17 protein-coding genes are annotated in these 18,257 nt (G+C 64.0%); 6 read left to right on the plus strand and 11 right to left on the minus strand.

Annotation, left to right across the window (positions count from 1 at the left end; genetic code table 11):
• Window positions 1–88 precede the first annotated feature (88 nt).
• The gene (gene ahcY / locus AQZ52_RS12925) at window positions 89–1,504 is read right to left on the minus strand and encodes an adenosylhomocysteinase (protein ID WP_067911401.1); all 1,416 of its coding nucleotides are present in this window, start codon (window positions 1,502–1,504) and stop codon (window positions 89–91) included.
• A gap of 377 nt (window positions 1,505–1,881) precedes the next feature.
• Here ahcY and AQZ52_RS12930 point away from each other — a divergent pair, with 377 nt between their 5' ends.
• From AQZ52_RS12930 to AQZ52_RS12940, 3 genes are all read left to right on the plus strand, one after another.
• Window positions 1,882–2,361 carry a peroxiredoxin gene (locus AQZ52_RS12930; RefSeq protein WP_067911404.1) on the plus strand — a complete coding sequence of 160 codons (480 nt, stop codon included), beginning with the start codon at window positions 1,882–1,884 and terminating at the stop codon, window positions 2,359–2,361.
• Between the two features lie 150 nt (window positions 2,362–2,511).
• Entirely contained in the window at window positions 2,512–3,516 is a 1,005-nt protein-coding gene (locus AQZ52_RS12935) for a sterol desaturase family protein (RefSeq protein WP_067911407.1), read from the plus strand.
• 36 nt (window positions 3,517–3,552) lie between these two features.
• Complete coding sequence (locus tag AQZ52_RS12940) at window positions 3,553–4,206, plus strand: hypothetical protein (protein WP_067912168.1); 654 nt, start codon at window positions 3,553–3,555, stop codon at window positions 4,204–4,206.
• Window positions 4,207–4,212: 6 nt separating this feature from the next.
• Here AQZ52_RS12940 and AQZ52_RS12945 read toward each other — a convergent pair whose 3' ends face one another.
• The 5 genes from AQZ52_RS12945 to AQZ52_RS18580 form a co-directional block, all read right to left on the minus strand.
• Complete coding sequence (locus AQZ52_RS12945) at window positions 4,213–4,959, minus strand: TorF family putative porin (RefSeq protein ID WP_240481624.1); 747 nt, start codon at window positions 4,957–4,959, stop codon at window positions 4,213–4,215.
• A 351-nt stretch (window positions 4,960–5,310) separates the two neighbouring features.
• A complete protein-coding gene (locus AQZ52_RS12950; protein ID WP_067911412.1) occupies window positions 5,311–6,192 on the minus strand; it encodes an alpha/beta hydrolase family protein in 882 nt (293 codons plus the stop codon).
• Window positions 6,193–6,225: 33 nt separating this feature from the next.
• Window positions 6,226–6,840 (minus strand): GTP cyclohydrolase I FolE, encoded by a 615-nt coding sequence (gene folE, locus AQZ52_RS12955; RefSeq protein WP_067911415.1) that lies wholly within the window; start codon window positions 6,838–6,840, stop codon window positions 6,226–6,228.
• Window positions 6,841–6,889: 49 nt separating this feature from the next.
• Window positions 6,890–7,201 carry an FtsB family cell division protein gene (locus AQZ52_RS12960; RefSeq protein WP_067911417.1) on the minus strand — a complete coding sequence of 104 codons (312 nt, stop codon included), beginning with the start codon at window positions 7,199–7,201 and terminating at the stop codon, window positions 6,890–6,892.
• 67 nt (window positions 7,202–7,268) lie between these two features.
• Complete coding sequence (locus AQZ52_RS18580) at window positions 7,269–8,138, minus strand: hypothetical protein (protein ID WP_156424929.1); 870 nt, start codon at window positions 8,136–8,138, stop codon at window positions 7,269–7,271.
• Window positions 8,139–9,194: 1,056 nt separating this feature from the next.
• On the opposite strand from AQZ52_RS18580, the gene AQZ52_RS12970 reads away from it, so the two are divergent.
• The gene (locus tag AQZ52_RS12970) at window positions 9,195–9,668 is read left to right on the plus strand and encodes a PaaI family thioesterase (RefSeq protein WP_205626477.1); all 474 of its coding nucleotides are present in this window, start codon (window positions 9,195–9,197) and stop codon (window positions 9,666–9,668) included.
• 38 nt (window positions 9,669–9,706) lie between these two features.
• On the opposite strand, the gene AQZ52_RS12975 is transcribed toward AQZ52_RS12970, so the two are convergent.
• Window positions 9,707–10,006, minus strand: coding sequence for a hypothetical protein (locus tag AQZ52_RS12975; RefSeq protein WP_067911424.1), 300 nt, complete (start codon window positions 10,004–10,006; stop codon window positions 9,707–9,709).
• A gap of 115 nt (window positions 10,007–10,121) precedes the next feature.
• On the opposite strand from AQZ52_RS12975, the gene AQZ52_RS12980 reads away from it, so the two are divergent.
• Together AQZ52_RS12980 and AQZ52_RS12985 are read left to right on the plus strand one after the other, a co-directional pair.
• Complete coding sequence (locus AQZ52_RS12980) at window positions 10,122–11,912, plus strand: cation:proton antiporter domain-containing protein (protein ID WP_067911426.1); 1,791 nt, start codon at window positions 10,122–10,124, stop codon at window positions 11,910–11,912.
• A gap of 116 nt (window positions 11,913–12,028) precedes the next feature.
• The gene (locus AQZ52_RS12985) at window positions 12,029–12,469 is read left to right on the plus strand and encodes a MarR family winged helix-turn-helix transcriptional regulator (RefSeq protein ID WP_067911430.1); all 441 of its coding nucleotides are present in this window, start codon (window positions 12,029–12,031) and stop codon (window positions 12,467–12,469) included.
• Here the strand turns inward: AQZ52_RS12985 and AQZ52_RS12990 are convergent.
• Genes AQZ52_RS12990 through AQZ52_RS13005 form a run of 4 tightly spaced genes read right to left on the minus strand, consistent with a single transcriptional unit; the run spans window position 12,459 to window position 18,257 of the window.
• On the minus strand, window positions 12,459–13,100 hold the full coding sequence (locus AQZ52_RS12990) for an isochorismatase family protein (RefSeq protein ID WP_067911433.1): 642 nt from the start codon (window positions 13,098–13,100) through the stop codon (window positions 12,459–12,461). The two genes, AQZ52_RS12985 and AQZ52_RS12990, sit on opposite strands and share 11 nt — an antisense overlap.
• Window positions 13,100–14,302, minus strand: coding sequence for a CaiB/BaiF CoA transferase family protein (locus tag AQZ52_RS12995; protein WP_067911436.1), 1,203 nt, complete (start codon window positions 14,300–14,302; stop codon window positions 13,100–13,102). Before AQZ52_RS12995 ends, AQZ52_RS12990 begins: the two co-directional genes overlap by 1 nt.
• 5 nt (window positions 14,303–14,307) lie before the next feature.
• Window positions 14,308–16,194, minus strand: a complete 1,887-nt coding sequence (locus AQZ52_RS13000; protein ID WP_067911439.1) for a hydantoinase B/oxoprolinase family protein — start codon at window positions 16,192–16,194, stop codon at window positions 14,308–14,310.
• A gap of 14 nt (window positions 16,195–16,208) precedes the next feature.
• Window positions 16,209–18,257 carry a hydantoinase/oxoprolinase family protein gene (locus AQZ52_RS13005; RefSeq protein WP_067911443.1) on the minus strand — a complete coding sequence of 683 codons (2,049 nt, stop codon included), beginning with the start codon at window positions 18,255–18,257 and terminating at the stop codon, window positions 16,209–16,211.

An 18,257-nucleotide genomic window follows, 5' to 3' on the forward strand; every position in this document is an offset into this window, starting at 1 on the left:
CCTTTCCGGGTGCCCGATATGAAGAAGGCCTGCGCTTCCACGCAGGCCTTCCTTTTCAGAGCAGTGACGGCCCGAACCGAACGCGACCTCAGTAGCGGTAGTGATCGGGCTTGAACGGCCCCTGCAGCGGAACGCCGATGTACGACGCCTGCTTTTCGGACAGCTGCGAAAGCTGCACGCCGAGCTTGGCAAGGTGCAGCGCCGCGACCTTCTCGTCGAGGTGCTTGGGCAGGACGTAGACTTCGTTCTTGTACTGCTCGGCCTTGGTGAACAGCTCGATCTGGGCCAGCGTCTGGTTGGTGAAGCTGGCGCTCATCACGAAGCTGGGGTGGCCAGTGGCGCAGCCCAGGTTCACGAGGCGGCCCTTGGCAAGCACGATGATCTGCTTGCCGTCCGGGAACTCGACGAGGTCGGTGCCAGGCTTCACTTCGGTCCACTTGTAGTTCGAGAGGGCAGCGATCTGGATCTCGCTGTCGAAGTGGCCGATATTGCACACGATCGACATCGGCTTCATCGCCTTCATGTGATCGGCGGTGATAACGTCTTCGTTGCCGGTCGCGGTCACGAAGATGTCGCAGCGCTTGACCGCTTCTTCCATGATGACGACTTCATAGCCTTCCATCGCCGCCTGCAGCGCGCAGATCGGATCGATTTCGGTCACCATAACGCGGGCGCCGCCCTGGCGCAGCGAAGCGGCCGAACCCTTGCCCACATCACCGAAGCCCGCGACGCAGGCGACCTTGCCGGCGAGCATGACGTCGGTGGCGCGGCGGATCGCATCGACCAGCGATTCCTTGCAGCCATAGAGGTTGTCGAACTTCGACTTGGTCACGCTGTCGTTCACGTTGATTGCGGGGAACGGCAGCTTGCCGTCCTTGGCGATCTGATAAAGACGGTGGACGCCGGTGGTGGTCTCTTCCGAGACGCCCTTGATGTTCTTGACCGATTCCGTGAGGTAGCCGGGCTTCTTCTTGAGAAACGCGGTGAGCGCGCGAACGAACTCGATTTCCTCGGCGTTGCTGGGCTCGAACAGCGTCTCGCCCGCCTCGACGCGCGCGCCCCACAGCGCGAACATGGTGGCATCGCCGCCATCGTCGAGGATCATGTTGGCGGTCTGGCCGTTGCCGTCATCCCAGTCGAAGATCGAGCCGACGTAGTCCCAGTACTCGGCCAGGCTCTCACCCTTTACGGCGAACACGGGAATCCCGGCTGCGGCGATGGCGGCAGCGGCGTGATCCTGCGTCGAGAAGATGTTGCAGGTGGCCCAGCGCACGTCGGCACCAAGCGCGACCAGTGTCTCGATCAGCACGGCAGTCTGGATCGTCATGTGGAGCGACCCGGTGATGCGGGCGCCCTTGAGCGGCTGCGACGGACCGAATTCCTCGCGCAGGGCCATCAGGCCGGGCATCTCGGTTTCGGCAATCCTGATTTCGGCGCGCCCGAAGTCGGCCAGGCCGATATCGGCGATCACATAATCCTTCTGGGCGTCAAGCACGCTGGCCACGAGGCAGTCTCCAAGAATGCGAGTTCGAACGAAAAAGGCCCTCCATCAGGAAGGGCGTTACATCGCCCCCTTAGCGGGCCTCTCGCCAATGCGCAATTTTTATATAAAGATGTCTTTATATCAGGTCCTGAGACCGCCCTTATGGGCACGAGGCCTGTTTAGCCACAAGCGCCACCGGCCCTGGGCATCATCAGCGCGGCTGCCCATACGGAACGCTTGGCTCAGCCCACCGGTTGGCCGTGCAGGCGCACAGCTGATCGAGGGTCCGCAGTGCAGCAACGGGCAGAGCAATGGTTGCGCTGTCACACACCGCGCTTATATCCACCCTTGCGGATCAGCGCACAGATCAAAACCCCCGAGACAAGAGGATACTTGCCATGACGATTGCTGTTGGAGACAAGCTGCCCGACGTGAAGCTAGTGAAGGCGACCACCGACGGCATCGACGCGGTGCAGTCGGGCGAATACTTTGCCGGCAAGCGCGTCGCGCTGTTCTCGGTGCCGGGTGCCTTCACCCCCACCTGCTCGGCCAAGCACCTGCCCGGTTTCGTCGAGAAGGCGGCCGAACTCCGCGCCAAGGGCATCGACGAAATCGTCTGCACCGCGGTCAACGATCCCTTCGTGATGAAGGCCTGGGGCGCGGCTGCCGGTTCGGCGGACGTGACCATGCTGGCGGACGGCAATGGCGATTTCGCCAAGGCGCTTGGCCTCACCATGGATGGCACCGGCTTCGGCCTTGGCATCCGCGGCCAGCGTTTTGCCATGGTTATCAACGACGGCACTGTCGAGCAGCTTCACGTCGAAGCCCCGGGCGACTTCAAGGTCTCCGCGGCCGAGTATGTGCTCGAGAACCTCTGACGTAATAAATCGTAATACTCATGCCGCAGTGCAGCGCATACGGCGCAGTACTGCGGCAGAAAATGCCCGAAAGGCCCCGAAGCTACGGGCTTGACGCCCGTCAAATATTTGCCATCCTCCCCTCGCTGCACCGCACCATGGGGGTCTGGAATGGACGGTATTCGAGTCGGGAAGCGCGTTGTTGGAACCCAGTCGCCGGTTACAATCGGCTGGGAAAATGTTCCGCAGGTCGAAGGCGGCACGTTCAAGCGCCTGTTCTTCACCTGGTTCCAGCCCGCCGTCCTCTTCGGGATGGTCGCCTTCTGGTACTATGCCCCCAATTCGATCGCGAAGGCCTCCACCGCGATCGGCATCGGCATCGGCTTCCGCATCCTTCTGCAGATCCTCGAATTCGTGAACCCGCGCTACAAGAGCTGGCAGATCACGTGGAAGGAACTGGCGACCGACCTCTTCTATGTCGGCGTGGCGACGACAATGGTGCGGCTGGCCGACAACTACATCGGCGCCGATGCTGCGATTGAGGCGATGCAGACGGGGCTGCACCTCGACAAGCTCGTCTGGTTCACAAGCTTGCCGCTTCTCGTTCAGGCTTTCCTGATCATCTTCATCTTCGATTTCGGCCAGTACTGGATGCACCGCGGAATGCACAACTGGTACCCGCTGTGGCTGCCGCATTCGGTGCATCACTACATCACCCAGCTCAACGTCCACAAAGGCGCGGTAGGCAATCCGCTCGAGCTGTTTCTGATCGGCCTCGGCATCGGCGGCCTGTTCGATTTCGTGCCGCGCGCCTTCCTCCTCGCCGGGGCCATCGGCATGTCGGTCGGGGCGTATCAGCACATCAACGTGCGCTTCAACAGCCCGCGCTGGTGGCGCTACATCTTCAACACCACCGAGCATCACAGCTTGCACCACTCGCAGGATTTCGAATCGACGCGCAGCAACTATTCCAACACCTTCATCTTCATCGACCGCATGTTCGGCACCTGCATCGATGGCGAAGCCGAACTTCTCGGGATGGAAGGCGGCCGCCGCATGTCGATCCGCGAACAGATGCTCTATCCCTTCGCCGAAGGCTGGCGGGCTTACCGGGAGCGAGCAACCCGCACGCCCTTGTTCGCACGGGACACGGCCACTGCGGTTCCGGCAGAATAACCGGTGGCCTCGCTTGAAGCCGCCTCGGCTGACTCCATGATCACCCCTGCTGAACGCCCGTCGCTCCTGCGTCTGATCGCCTGGATCTGGCATATCCGAGGCGAAGTCCCGCTCCCGGCCAGCCTGGGCGCGGACGAGGCGTTCGACAGGCTTGCCCCGCTGTTCTCCCATGCCGGAACCACCCATGCCCGGATGGGCGATGTGGTGTCGGTGTCCAAGAAGGACCAGTTGGCGCAGGACCCGCTTTCAGTGGTCGATTCCGGTACCTTGCGGATCGTCCCGGCCGGTGAAGGTGCTGTGCTGCGCTATCACCTTGTCAGCCGCGCCCTGCTGTGGTGCTTCCTCGCGCCGCTGCTGTTTCTGGCCGTCGCCCAACTCACGGTTTTCCTCGGAATGCTCGAAAAGCCCAAGGCGGCGGAATCCGCCAAGAAGGATGCCGGGAAGAAGGACAAGAAAGCCGAAATCCAGCTCAACCCGGTCGACAAGTTCCTCGGTGCCCCGGCGCCGGAAAAGCCCAAGGACGACAAGAAGGATGCCAAGGACAAGAATAAGACGGACAGCGAGCCGGAAGGGTTCTCGCCCACGCCTGCCTATGTCTTTGCCGGCATCTTCGCCGCGCTCTGGCTGCTCGGCCGCCTGCTGGAACCCTGGTTGATCAGACGCCTGTTCAACCGCACGCTCCGGGGCTGACAGCCTTCAGAACGAAAATCGCATGCGTGCAACGATCCGGTCTCCCGCGCCCGCCGGATCGGCAAACGGCAAAGCCCTTCGCGCTGCCCGGTCGCCGATATCGGTACCGACATAGTCTAGCCCGAACATGAGCGGATAGCGTGCATACTCGGCAGTGAGTTTCCAGTCCGCATAGTCTCCCCCCGGTCGCAGCCTGATCGCGCGCGGACCGTCGCCGCGGCCAGTCGTGTAACCAAGGCTTGCCGCCAGCGTTATCGGCAGGCCAGGCAGCCCGCCGTCTACCGAGCCGCGTAGATGGAGGTTGTCACCGCCAATCGTGCTCTGCCTTGGGGCATACCATGCCGTTGCGACAAGGCGGAGCGGTCCGATGCCGTAGCGCGCACCCAGTACCAATTCTGCAAAATCCATGCGCTGCGCAGCGCCCGAAAAGATGTGGCCGGCAAGCTCGGTGCGCAAGGTGATCGCGCCCATCGACCAGTCCCGACCCACCGCGAGATCGACAAGGATGTCCGCCCTGCCGTGGCGCCGTGCTCCGCGCAGCAGCACCGCTCGAGCCGTCGTATCGATCCCACTGACGTCAAGCCTAGCATCGACCGAAGCTGACGCGGCACCACCGCTCCAGCTCAGCCCGGCCCGGACCTCGTCGCTGGCCGCTTCGGCCCCGGCATCCAGCGCTTGCCCACGCGCGGCGCCGCTTGCAACCGGGCCAAGCACTGCGGCGGCGAGCAGCATTAGCATTTGGCGAGACGTCACCGGAACGCCTATCCCTCGCGCGGCTTTGCCCGCACGTTATCATCCTCGACGAGGATCACGCCGCAGCCCTCTTCGACCAACGCCATTCTCGACGCGAACAGTTCGTCTCGGTGCCGCGCTAAGATGCGCTGGAGCGGAGTACGCCACAAAAGCGACCCCCGGAGCGGTAAGCGCAAGGGTATTGATAGGCCTATCTCCTGCTTCGGCGGCGCGTTTCCTCTGGTCCGAATGCAAGATAGGTCCGTTCCAATGTCCAAGGAACTACGGATTGGTTATATTTTGTTGCTGCAGCCAGAGAGAGGGTGGGATCAAGAGTGCCCCGGCTGCCAAGCCCGCCTTTGCGGTACGGGCCTACCGCGCCAGCAAGGGCTCAAGAAAGCGGATGATCCGCGCCTCCAGGTCGATGCGGTGGTCAGACCAGCTGTGATCGGTCGCCACATGAGCAGCCTGAACCTTCGTACCACCCGCCTTGCGCACGGCAGCCACCAGCCCATGCCCGTCCGAAGCAAGGCCATCGTCCGAAGTCAGCACCAGCAGCGGCATGGCCTTCAACGCATCGGCGCGAGTCATGTAGTCCCATTCGTCTGCATGGCCGGCAAGTTCGGTAGACAGATCGGGCACCGTATTGTTCAGCGTCTCGCTGTTGCCGGACAGCAATTTTGCGCGCTCGGCTTCCGACTGACGTCCAATCCATCCGAGATTGGCGGCAGAAATCATCACGAGGCCGCGCAAGTCCGGCTCTTGCGATCCCGCCATTGCGGTGACCCAACCTCCCATCGAGTGTCCCACCAACGCCATCCGCGTCGTATCGACCCCGAGCGTCGCGGACTGGCCCGGCTCACGCAGGAAGGCAAGAACCGCGCGCGCATCGGAAGGATTCTGCCCAAACCGGTAAGTCCCCGGGCTGCCCCACGAACCACGATAGTTGAAAGTGATGGCGTTCCATCCCCGGCGACGCAGCGCTTGCGCGAGATCGAGGTTCTTTTCGTTCCCCGGAAGCCCGTGGCAGATGACCACCGTGGGATGGGGTCCTGCCCCGCTGGCAAGATAGGCGACACCGTTGATGGTGACATCCCCGCTGGGGATATGCAGCACTTCCATCCGTGCCGGGTGATCCCTGTCAGCCGGCGGATCGATATAGATCGCCTGCGGAATAACAGGTCCCGGCACCGCCGCTGCCGGTGGGGCAACTAATGCGATTGACGCGGCGGCCAGCGATGCAATGCCCTTCATGTGTCGACCGATCCCTACCCATGGCCCAAAGCGTCAGTAGCCCATAAGGCTGAGCACTTCTTTGCGGCTGCGGTTGTCCTCAAGGAACGTGCCCATCAGCCGACTCGTCACCATGCCAACGCCCGGGGTGCGCACGCCGCGTCCGGTCATGCAACCATGCTGTGCCTCGATCACCACCGCAACGCCATGCGGCTTGAGGTTGTCCCAGATGCACCGGGCAACTTCTGCCGTGAGCCGCTCCTGAATCTGCAGCCGCCGCGCAAAGGCATTCAGCACGCGTGCCAGCTTCGAAATGCCAACCACCTTGTCGCGCGGCAAATAGGCGATCGCAGCCTTGCCGATGATTGGCGCCATGTGATGCTCGCAATGCGATTGGAACGGGATGTCCTTCAACAGCACGAGTTCGTTGTAGCCGCCCACTTCCTCGAACTGGCGCGCAAGGTGCGACGCCGGATCCTCGCCATAGCCCTGACAATATTCCTTCCACGCGCGGGCCACACGGCGGGGCGTATCGATCAGACCCTCACGGTCCGGATCATCTCCCGACCAGCGGATGAGCGTACGGATAGCCTCCTGAACATCTGCCGGAACGGGAATCTTGCCCACTTCGCCGGCGTCATCGTCGTCGAGCCCATGATGGACGTCCATGGTAGAGAATACTCCTGGGAGTGCGCACGCGGCGGGCGTGCCTGACGCCCTACTTGCGCTGGATAACGAGCTCGTCCGGATGCGCGACGTTAAGGTCCGAACGCAGCAATTCGCCAACCAGATCGGGATCGGCGTGGCGCGGATCGAGCAGGCTTACCCGGTTGCGCAAGCGATCACGTTCCGCTTCAAGCTGCTTGACCTCTACCTGACGCTGTTCAAGCAGGCGAGCGTTCTCTGTCCACGCCAGCACACCGCTCGGGCCCGCGAGTGCTACTGCCCCAAGTACGAGCAGAGCGACCAGGGCGAAGCTCTGCGTGAGGCTTTCGCGCGGCAGCTTCAGATTGGACTTGCGGCGTTTCATCGCGTCGACAGAATCACACTTGCCCCGGCGTTTCAACCGGAAAAGCAGATTTACAGCAAATGGATCGCTATTGCGCTGCCATTCCGAATGCCGGGAGTGGCATCCGGTCGCGCAGGCTCGTCCCGTTGCCATCGTTGCCTGTTGCGTCGGAATCAATCGCAGTGCCGCCAGAACCGTTGCTCGACGTCGCGGAAACACGGGTGAGGCCCGACGTCAGGCGCACATCGGGCCCGCGATCGACACTGCCCGATTGCATATTCGCCGCCACCACCGACCGTTCATACTGCGAAAGCCGGCTTCGGCGGTCATCTCCCAGCGGCTGCGCAGGGCGCGCACTGCGACCGGGCAACAACGGTACCTGATCAGCACGACCTGCCTTCGGATCGATTGCAGCGAGCGACCGGCGGTTGGAAGGTTGGCCGAGACCATGCTCGCGGGGCACGGACGGACGGTCAAGCAGCGCAAGCCGGGGCGGCGAAGCGATCGTTGCGGCCGCTACCGTATTCTCCGAAGGCTTGCCGGCTGGTGCGGGCGAAGCGGCGGCAACGGGCGGCGTCGCAGGAGCAGAAGCGGCGGACGGCGCCACATTCTGCCGCAGAACAACATGGGCCGGTTTTGCCGCCGGCGGTGCCGCTGCGGGCGAAGACGAAGGTTCGGCGGCAGCGAGCGCTGCGACTTTTGCCGGCACAGTAACCGGCAGAGCTGCCGCGGCGGGCTGAACAGCAGCCGTGCGCGGCATTGCAGCAGGACGACCGGCAAGCTCGGGCGGCAAAGCCTCGGCGTAGTCCCATGCCGAGGCGGGACGGTGCATCGCGGCGTGGACGTCGGTAGTCAGCGCGGTGGTGCGCGGGCCGGGCCGCATGACTGGTATTGCCAGCGAAATCTGGACCGTCTGCGGTGCGGCGGGCTGCTGCGCAACCGGTGCCATCACGGGCATGGGACGCGATGCAGGCGCGCCGCTGGCAATGCGAACCGGTGTAAGCAGACCAGCTGCGGGCTCCGCACGCTGCGTGCCGGATGACGATACGTTCGCGCCCACACTCTTTGCCGGCGCCGGCTTACCAAACGCCGGCTTTTCGGAAAGCCGCTTTTCCGGCAAAGCCGTGTTCGCCGCCAACGCCGTCGGTGTCGCCACGCGCTGGGTCACCGCAGGACGAGAATCCGGATTATCATGAGCTCCGGCTGCGAACGAAAACCCCTTTGCAGAATCCCCCGGCACCGCGGCAACTTGCGTTGGAGCGATTGCATCGACCGCGGTCTGGGTCCTCGCATCTCGGCGATGACGCGGCTGAGGATTCGCCAAAGCGTGGCTTGGCGCAAGATCGCGTAGGCCGGGTTCGGCAAAGCCGAATGCCGGCTCGGGGAGCGCCGCAGGGCGAAACCGTTGCGGTTGGCGGGTATCAGGCTTGTGGCCCGGATCGGGCGCCGCGGAAATCACCTGCTCTGAAGACGCGGTGCGCAAGAGCAGCCCGGCGCCGATCAGAACCGACGCAAACCGAAGCGCACTGACTGTCATCGCGCGCAGGGGGTGAAGGTCGCGCACGGCACGCGCAGTACCTTGCGATTCGTCGCCAGGCAGACCTGCTTCTCCCGCGATTTCAGACCCTTGCACCATTGCGCTACGCACCCAGATCGCCGCCGAGACGTAATTTGCCCGCGACTAAGTTTTAACGCGTAGCCGATTCGCATGAGTCATTTATGACAAACTCGTCATTAACCTCGATTCTGATAGGCAGATTGAATCCGCGTTGTTGATCCGGCCTCGCTGAAGTGCGGGAGGCATATCCATTTTGGCAAACATAGGCGGGCTGCCATACCAACAACGACAATTCGAGCCAGCGCCTTCCACGCTGATCTGCGGGATAGTACCGAGATGGCCGCATGCCGCAAAATCCGCTCGGTTCGTTTGCCCACCATTTGGGATCAGAACGGCGCGGCACTGGCGGCTGCCGGCTTCCTGCTCTAGGGCAGCGACCGTTCGCACGATAAGGGGATGACCGAAGGCATGACCATCGCCGCGCCGCCATTCGCGGGGAAGCTCGAACCCGCCGCCGATCCGGCCTGGGCTGGCTGGTACCACTGGTCGGGCAACGACCCGTTCGAGGACGACGTCGGGCCGTTCTATGTCCGCCGGGATGACCGCGGCGTTGTGACCGGCTTCCGTCCGGTAGCCAGGAACTGCAACGCCCATGGCAGCATCCACGGCGGCTGCATGATGACCTTTGGCGATTTTTCGCTGTTCATGATCGCCAGCGCCACCGGCGAGGAAATGAGCGGCGTGACGGTGACATTCAATTGCGAATTCGTGGGACCCGCGCGCGCCGGTCAACTGCTGGAAGCGAGAGGCGACGTTATCCGCGCGGGGCGCAGTCTCGTTTTTGCCCGGGGCCTCATCACGGCCGACGGCGAGCCGGCCATGGCCTTCTCCGGCACGTTCAAGCGCGTCGGTCCAAAGCTCGGAGCCTGAGCGCGTCGGAGGAGGCTCTGCCCCCTCCCCGCACCTGATCAGCCGATGCGCTTGCCCGTCATCGGAAAGCTGCCGAACATTCCGGCGGTTACGGTACCGGTCAGTGCATCGCCTTCGATCGTCGCAGTGCAGTCGAGCTTCATCGGCATCGGAACGGTGATGTTGCTTGACCAACTGATCGTGTTGCCATCAACCGTGCCGCCAGTGATCTCCATGTTGCCCATGGGGCCGGAATTACTGCCGCTGAAGCTGCTGCCGTCGACATCAACAGTGAGGATCGAGGTTTGATCGCCCATCGGCGAATGGGTCACGCATTCAAACTTGCCGGCAACAGACATAAAACTCTCCCTTCTCATCCAAAGACGAGGGAACCACTTTGCCTACATTGGTGTCAATAGGATTACTCAAGAGCCGACCGCGCCCCAAGCACAGTTGACCTCGGCTCTGCGAAGCATGACATTGCCAACGGTGAGCTCTCCCCATCCCGCCTCGATCCTTCACGACGGCTTCCTGCTGCTCGGCTTCGCGCTGGCCTTCGTGCTGCTGTTCCGCCGCCTCGGCCTTGGTGCCACGCTGGGGTATCTCCTCGCGGGCGCGGTGCTGGGCCCCTTCGTTCTGAACCTCGTCGGCGATGCCGAACAGAAGCTGGGTTTTGCGGAACTCGGCATCACCTTGCTGCTGTTCCTCGTAGGGCTTGAACTCGATCCGTCGAAGCTGTGGAAGATGAAGCGCGATATCCTCGGGCTTGGTTTGCTGCAGGTCTCGATCTGCGGGCTCGCGCTTGCCGGTGCGATCATGCTGACCACAAACTTTTCGCCTGCTGCCGCGCTGGCGCTGGGTCTGCCTCTGGCGCTGTCCTCCACGGCACAGGTCCTGCCGATGCTGCAGTCATCAGGCCGCCTTAAGACGCGCTTCGGCGAGCGGGCGTTTTCCATCCTGCTGTTTCAGGATCTCTCGATCATCCCGCTGATCACAATCATCACGGCGCTCAGCCGAAATCCGGCCGATGCGGGAGGCCCTCCGGGCTGGCTGCTCGCCGTCGAAACCGTGGGCGCGATCGCCGGGCTGGTGGCTGCAGGCCGCTTCCTGATCCGTCCGCTATTTCGCCTGATCGGCAATCTCGGCGAGCGCGAAATGTTCGTTGTCGCCGCGCTGTTCACCGTATTGGCGGCTGGCGCGGTCATGGAACTACTCGGGCTTTCGACCGCGCTCGGTGCCTTCATCGCAGGCGTCATGCTGGCGGACAGCCCCTACCGCCACGAACTCGAAGCCGATGTCGAACCGTTCCGCTCGATCCTGCTCGGCCTGTTCTTCCTCGCGGTGGGCATGATGCTCGATCTCGGCGCGATTGCCCGCGATCCGCTGTTCGTGCTGTCGATGGCGCTCATGCTGATCACGGTGAAAGCCGCGGTCATGTTTGGCCTTGCGAGGCTGTTCGGCGTGCCCTGGCGCGGAGCGCTCGCCCTTGGCCTGCTGCTCAGCCAGGGCGGCGAATTCGGATTTGTCCTCTTTGCCCAGGCCAGCCATGCGCTGCTGATCGCACCAGAAGCCGCCAGCCTGTTCGGCGCGGTTGTCACGCTCTCCATGGCGACAACGCCGTTTCTGATGATGGCGACGCGCCGCTTCCGGGCCGAGCCGGTGCCCAAAACCGCCGCCACTCGCGAGGGCCCCAGCAACGACGGGGCCAATGCCCTGATCGTCGGCTATGGACGGTTCGGGCAGGCGGCCGGTCAGGTCCTGCAGGCCGCCGGCATCACGGTCACGCTGATCGACACCGATGTCGAAATGATCGATGTGGCAGGCACGTTCGGTGCCAAGGTCTATTTCGGTGACGGCACGAGGATCGACATGCTGCGGCAGGCCGGCGCAGCCGCGGCCGAAATGATCCTGTTTTGCATCGATGGCGATCAGCTCGATGCCGCCATGCTCGCCGCCGTGCACGAAGCCTTCCCGCGGGCTGCTGTCTTCGTCCGTGCGTTCGATCGCCGCGCGATGATCAAGCTGCGCGATGCCCCTGCCACGCTTCTGGTGCGCGAAACGTTCGAATCCGCCATCGCGATGGCCCGCGCCGCGCTCGACAATGCCGGGCTCAGCAACGAGGCGATCACTCGTGCCGAAACCCTGTTTCGCGCACGCGACAACGAGCGGCTTTTGCTACAGATCGGAGCCGGCGATCCCCGCGTCGCCCGCGACCGCATCCTAACCGCGCCCGAGCCGCAGGAAATGAACGGCGAGCCCGGCTAGAACAGATGCCGGGCTAAGTAGTTGCACTTGCATGGACATTCCCATGCAGCGGCATCATTTTCCCGATGCAGATGCATGGGCTTTTCCATGCGGCCGCATCGAAAGGCTTGCCCGCTATGGCCATGCCCGCCTCCACAACCCTGCTCGCGTGGACCCGCCTGCTTCGCGCCGCAGATCTTGCCAGCCAGCATTGTGCCGCAACCTTGCGCACGCTCGGCCTGCCACCGCCCGAATGGTACGACGTGCTGCTGGCGATCGAACGGAGCGGCGCCCTGCGCCCGCGTGACTTGCAGGCGGCTCTGGGAACAGAGCAATATGCCCTCTCCCGCCTCATCGATCGCATGGTCAAGGCCGGGCTCCTGCAGAGGGTGCCCTGCGCCGAAGATGCGCGTGGCTACCTGCTTCACCTCACCATCGAAGGCCGTGCCATGCGCGCGGCGATGTGGCCGCTTTATGCCGAAGCCATCGAAACCGCACTCGGCGCGCGCATCGCGGAAGAGGACTGCACGGTCCTCGCCCGCCTGCTCGCTCCGCTGACGGAACCGATCAGCGCGTAGCGGTCGCGGCCATCAGCTCGAGCAGGCGGGCCTCGCTGACCACTTCGGCGTACTTCGCCTGAAGGTCGAACAGGTTGGCCTCGTGCGGGGCCGCATGGCGATCACCGCAGGCATCGCGCACCACGAACGGCAGAAACCCGTTCTGGCAGGCATCAAGCGCGGTCGCCCGCACGCAGCCGGAGGTCGAGACACCCGCAATAACCAGGGTATCGACGCCGAGCGAGGTCAGCGTTGCGGCAAGATGCGTCGCGAAGAACGCCGAGGCATAGCGCTTGGTGATCACGAAATCGCGGTCCGCCGGGCTCAGCTGCGGCGGAAACGCGCCGAGCGGCGATCCTTTCTGGAAGACCGCAAGCGCGGGCACCTTGCGGAAGAACACGCCGCCATCGGCACCGCCGGGCTGGTACTCCACATTGGTAAAGAGCACCGGCGCACCGATCTGCCGCGCCGCCGCAACAAGCCGCGCCGCACTTGCAACTGCATCCTCAACTCCCGCGTACAGCGGCGAACCCGGTTGCAGATAGGCCTCAACCATATCGATCACGATGACAGCGGGGCGAGCGCCGAACGGCAGCGAGCCGTCGAAGGCGCCCGCGTAGTTGCCGGACAGGTCGGCCTCGCCCCGCGCCATCAGATCACGCCGCCGGCGGAAAGCTCGGCCAGTTCCGCCTCACTCATGCCCAGCAGCCCGCCATAGATTTCGGCATTGTGCTGCCCAACCGTAGCCGGGGCCGGACGGCGCACGCCGCTTGGCGTGCCCGACAGCTTGGGGAACGCGCCCTGCATCTTCAGCGGTCCGAAGCGCTGGGTCTCGACCTCGATGATCGCGCCGCGCGCCTCGAAGTGCGGGTCGGCGAGCATGTCGGGCGCGCGGTAGACGCGGCCTGCTGGAATCGAAGCCTCGATCATCAGCGCATCGACTTCATCGACCGTCTTGGTCCTGGTCCAGTCGTTGATCAGCGTGTCGATCTCGGTCTGGTTGGCGCCGCGCGCAAGGTGCGTCGCAAAGCGCGGATCATCGCCGAGTTCGGAGTGCCCCATCACGGAAGCGAGGCGCTTCCAAAGCGAATCCTTGTTCGCCCCGATCATGAACTCGCCGTCCTTGCAAGAATAGACGTTGGACGGCGCAATGCCCTTGAGGATCGAGCCCGAGCGTTCGCGGATCAGCCCCATGCGGTCGTATTCCGGCACAAGGCCTTCCATCACCTGCAGAACGCTTTCATAGAGCGCCGCGTCGATCACCTGGCCCTTGCCGGTCTTTTCGCGCACATGGAGCGCGGCGAGCACGCCCATGCAGCCGTAGGTCGCGGTCAGCGTATCGCCGATGGAAACGCCCATCCGGCTCGGCGGCCGGTCCGGCTCACCAACGATGTAGCGCCACCCGCCCATCGCCTCGCCGATGCCGCCAAAGCCGGCACGGTCCGAATAGGGCCCATCCTGCCCATAGCCCGACATGCGGGCGATGATGAGGCCGGGCTGCTCGGCGAGCAACACGTCCGGCCCGAGACCCCACTTTTCCAGCGTGCCCGGCTTGAAGTTCTCGATCAGCACATCGGCTTCCCGGATCAGCCGTCGGACCAGCGCCTGGCCTTCGGGAATGCGCAGATTGGCCGAAACCGAGCGCTTGTTGCGCGCGATCACTTCCCACTGCACTTTCTCGTCGCCCTGCCCCCAATCGCGCATCGGGTCGCCGCCGCCTTTACCGTTCACATGCGGCGGCTCGACCTTGATGACGTCGGCGCCCATGTCGCCCAGCAACTGGCCACAGAACGGACCCGCCAGCAATTGGCCCAGCTCGACGACACGGATATCGTTCAATGCACCTGCATGCATGATCCTTACTCCGCCGCTTCCAGATGCGGCCAAACGGGCTGGATCGGCGCAGGCAGGCCGGTTTCATCCGCACAGGCCGAACGTAGCGCTTCGATGCCCGGGCCATAGTTGAACAGCGGCAGTTCGCCCCGGCCCGCGCGCAGCTCTGTCCGCAATGCTTCCGTCGCTGCCAAGTCGACCACGCCAGCGGCGTCCGCAACCACGCCATAGTCGCGCGCGCCTTGCGGCGTGACGAGGCCCTGCAAGATTTCCTTGCCCACGAGCGCTGGATCACGCGCCAGCGGATCGCCCCAACCGCCACCACCCCAGGTGATGAAGTGCAGCTGATCACCGGCCTCGACTTCTACGTCCTCGACCTTGTTGCCCACGATCACGCTCGTGCCATCGGCCCGCTCGAGCACCTTGCGCGCGCGCTGCCCCGGCTCGCCGCCATTGACGCCCCACGGCGGCACGAACCAGCGATCATCGTGGATCGAGATCGTGCCGGCACTCAGGAAGCGGTAGGTCATGTGAATGCCGTTGCCGCCGCGATGGAGTCCCGCCCCGCCACTGTCCGCCGCGCATTCATAGCGTTCGATACGCATCGGGAAGTAGCGCTCGAGGAACTCGTTCGGCACGTTGGTGAAGCCCGGCCAGAGCGAGTGGCCATCCGGCCCATCGCCCATCGGACGGCCCGGAATGCCGCCAAAGCCGATCTGAAACAGCTGGAACCACTCACCCTTCTTGCCGGGACGCGCATCGTTGCCCGAGTAGAACAGGTGGGGTGAAGACGAGAACCCGGCTGCATTGAGAAACTCGGGAGTCTTCTGGCCCAGCAGGCCGCCCAGAATGTCGAAAATCCGCCCCAGCGCATGGGTGCGACCCGAAAGGGCTGCGGGGAACTTCGGCTTGAGAAGAGACCCTTCGGGGATCCGCACGTCGATCAGATCATAGAACCCGTCGTTGAACAGGATCTGCGGATCGAAGACCATGATCATGTAGATGCCGAAGAACATCTTGAACATGTTCTCATTGAGGAAGAAGTTGATCGAGGCATGGCTCTGCGGATCGGTCCCCGCGAAATCCAGAATGACCCGACCGTCCTCTCGCCACATCGTGCATTTGATCTTGTAGGGGCCATAGCCCATGCCGTCGTCGCAGATGTAGTCCTCGAAGCTCACCGGCTCCTCGGCGATCGCCATGCCGATCAGCGCCTGCATCGCGCGGTGGTTGCGCGCCAGCAGGTCCTGCGTGGCAGAGACATAGACGTCATCGCCGAAACGCTCGGCCATCTCGATCACCCGGCGCGAGGCGACGCGGCAGGCGGCGATCAGCGCGTTAAGGTCGGCCTGGCACCAGTCGGGCTTGCGGGTCTGGTGCATGACGAGCTTCATCAGGTCGTCGTTGTATTCGCCCTTCTTCCAGATCTTCACCGGCGGAATGCGCACACCTTCCTCGAAGATCGAACGCGCGTTGATCGGCATCGAGCCGACGACCTTGCCGCCGATGTCGCTCTGGTGGCCAAACATCGAGGTATAGGCGATCAACCGCCCGTCCTTGAATACCGGCAGCAGCACCAGCCAGTCGTTCGAGTGGCTGACCGCGCCGCCGACCGAATAGGGGTCGGACAGGAAGATCATGTCCCCGTCCTCGAGCGTGCCGTCGAAATTATCGAGGAAGCCGCCGATAAAGCTGCCGAACTGGCCAACGATCATCTTCCCGGTGTGATCCGCGATCAGCGGGAAGGCATCCCCCTGCTCGCGGATGCCGGGCGACATCGCGGTGCGCACGAGCGTCGCGTCCATCTCGATCCGCGCATTGCGCAGCGCGTTCTCGATGATGTCGAGCGTCACCGGATCGATCGCGACACGGTTGAACGGGGTCGGGTTGGTCTGGACAATGGTTGCAGGCATGGTTCGCGTGTCCCTCAGGCCAGATTGATCAGGATGTTGCCGACAGCGTCGACCGTGCCGACGCAGCCGCTTTCGATTAGCGTGGTGGAGTCCATCTCGCAGACGATGGCCGGCCCGGGGATCACATCCCCGGCGCGCAGCTTGGCGCGGTCATAGATAACCGCGGCCTGTTCGCGTCCGTCCATCCACAGCGTGTGGTCGCGCATCTTCGCCGCCGCCGGATTGCCGTCGCCCTTGGGCAGCTCGGCCGCCGGCAGATCGAGCGCGCGGCCCAGCGCCACGGCGCGCAGGTTCACGATCTCGTGCGGGGTATCCATGTTGAACGTGAACAGTCGTTTGTGCTCGGCATCAAAGCGCGCAAGGATCCCGGCAATGCCGTCCGCTTCCAGCACTTCGGCCGAAATCGTCAGCGGCACTTCGAAGGCCTGGCCCGCATAGCGTACGTCGACTTCGAACTCGGTGGTGATCTCGTTTTCCGGCACGCCGTCCGACAGCAGTTCACCGCGCGTCTGCGCCGCCATTTCGGCAAGGATCGCGATCAACTCGCTCGCTTCGGTCTGGCCCGCAAGGCGCGAGAAGCTGCGCGCCGTCTCGGTCCGCATCCGCGTCGTCGCATCTCCCAACGCGCAAAGCACGCCCGGCGAAACCGGCGAGACAGCGGGCCAGGCGCCCAGCAGCCGGGCAATGGCGTTGACATGAAGGGGGCCCGCACCGCCGAAGCCCATCAGCGCGAAGTGGCGCGGATCGTAGCCCTGCTGCACCGAAATCATGCGCAGCGCGCCGAACATGTTCTCGTTGACGATGTCGATGATCCCGCGTGCCGCCGCCATCAGATCGATGCCGAGCGCGTCGGCAATGGTCTGCACCGCCTTGGTCGAAGCCTCGCGGTCGAGCCGGAAGGTGCCGCCGAGGAGGTTCTCGGGGAGATAGCCGAGCACGACATTGGCGTCGGTCACGGTCGGCAGTTCACCGCCCTTGCCATAGGCCGCGGGGCCCGGCACCGCGCCGGCCGATTGCGGCCCCACACGCAGCGCCTTGGTCAGTTCGGGCACATAGGCGATCGAACCGCCGCCCGCACCCACCGTCTTCACGTCGAGTGCCGAGGCTCGCACCGAGAGGTGGCCCACTTCAGTGGTCCGCTGGCGGCGCGGCTCGAGGTTTTCGATGAGGGCGACGTCGGTCGAGGTGCCGCCGACGTCGAGGGTGAGGATATTGCGGATGCCGGCATTGCGCCCGACCCAGATCGCGCCAGTCACACCGCCAGCAGGGCCAGACATCAGGATATTGACCGGATGTTCCTCGGCCTTCTGGGCGGACATAAGCCCGCCGTCAGAACGCAGCAGCGAGAGCTTGCCGGTCATGCCTTCGGCCGCGAGGCGGTCACGCAGGTTGGAGACATAGCGGCTCACCACCGGCCGTACCGCCGCGTTGGCCACCGTGGTCAGCGTGCGCTCGTACTCCTGCATTTCCGGCAGGACCTGATGGCTCAGGGAAACCGGCACACCCGGCAGGATTTCCGCCGCCAGTTCACCGACGCGCGCTTCATGCGCGCCGTTCACATAGGCGTTGATCAAGCTCACCGTCACAGCCTCGACACCCTGCGCCTTGAGCAGGCCCAGCTGCGTGCGGATATCGGCTTCATCCAGCGGGCGCACTTCATTGCCCTCGGCGTCGATGCGGCCCTTGACCGTAACGGTATCTTCCAGCGCGGCGAGCGGTGTCGGTTTGGGCCAGATGATCCAGCCCGCAAGGCCGCCCGGCACAAAGCTGCGCGCGATCTGCAGGATATGGCGATACCCCTCCGTCGTCACCAGGCCGACGCGCGAGCCCTTGCCTTCGAGCACCGCATTGGTCGCCACGGTCGTGCCGTGGAGGAAGTAGTCGATATCGCCAGTCGTGATCCCCGCCTTGGCGCAAATCGCCGTGACACCATTCAGGATGCCCTCGGAGCTGTCATGCGGGGTAGACGGCGTCTTGTGCCGCCAGAACGCGCCGCTCGATGTGTCGAACAGCAACAGATCGGTAAACGTGCCGCCAACGTCGACACCCAGACGGTAACCCAT

Source organism: Novosphingobium fuchskuhlense, from assembly GCF_001519075.1.
Taxonomy (GTDB): domain Bacteria; phylum Pseudomonadota; class Alphaproteobacteria; order Sphingomonadales; family Sphingomonadaceae; genus Novosphingobium; species Novosphingobium fuchskuhlense.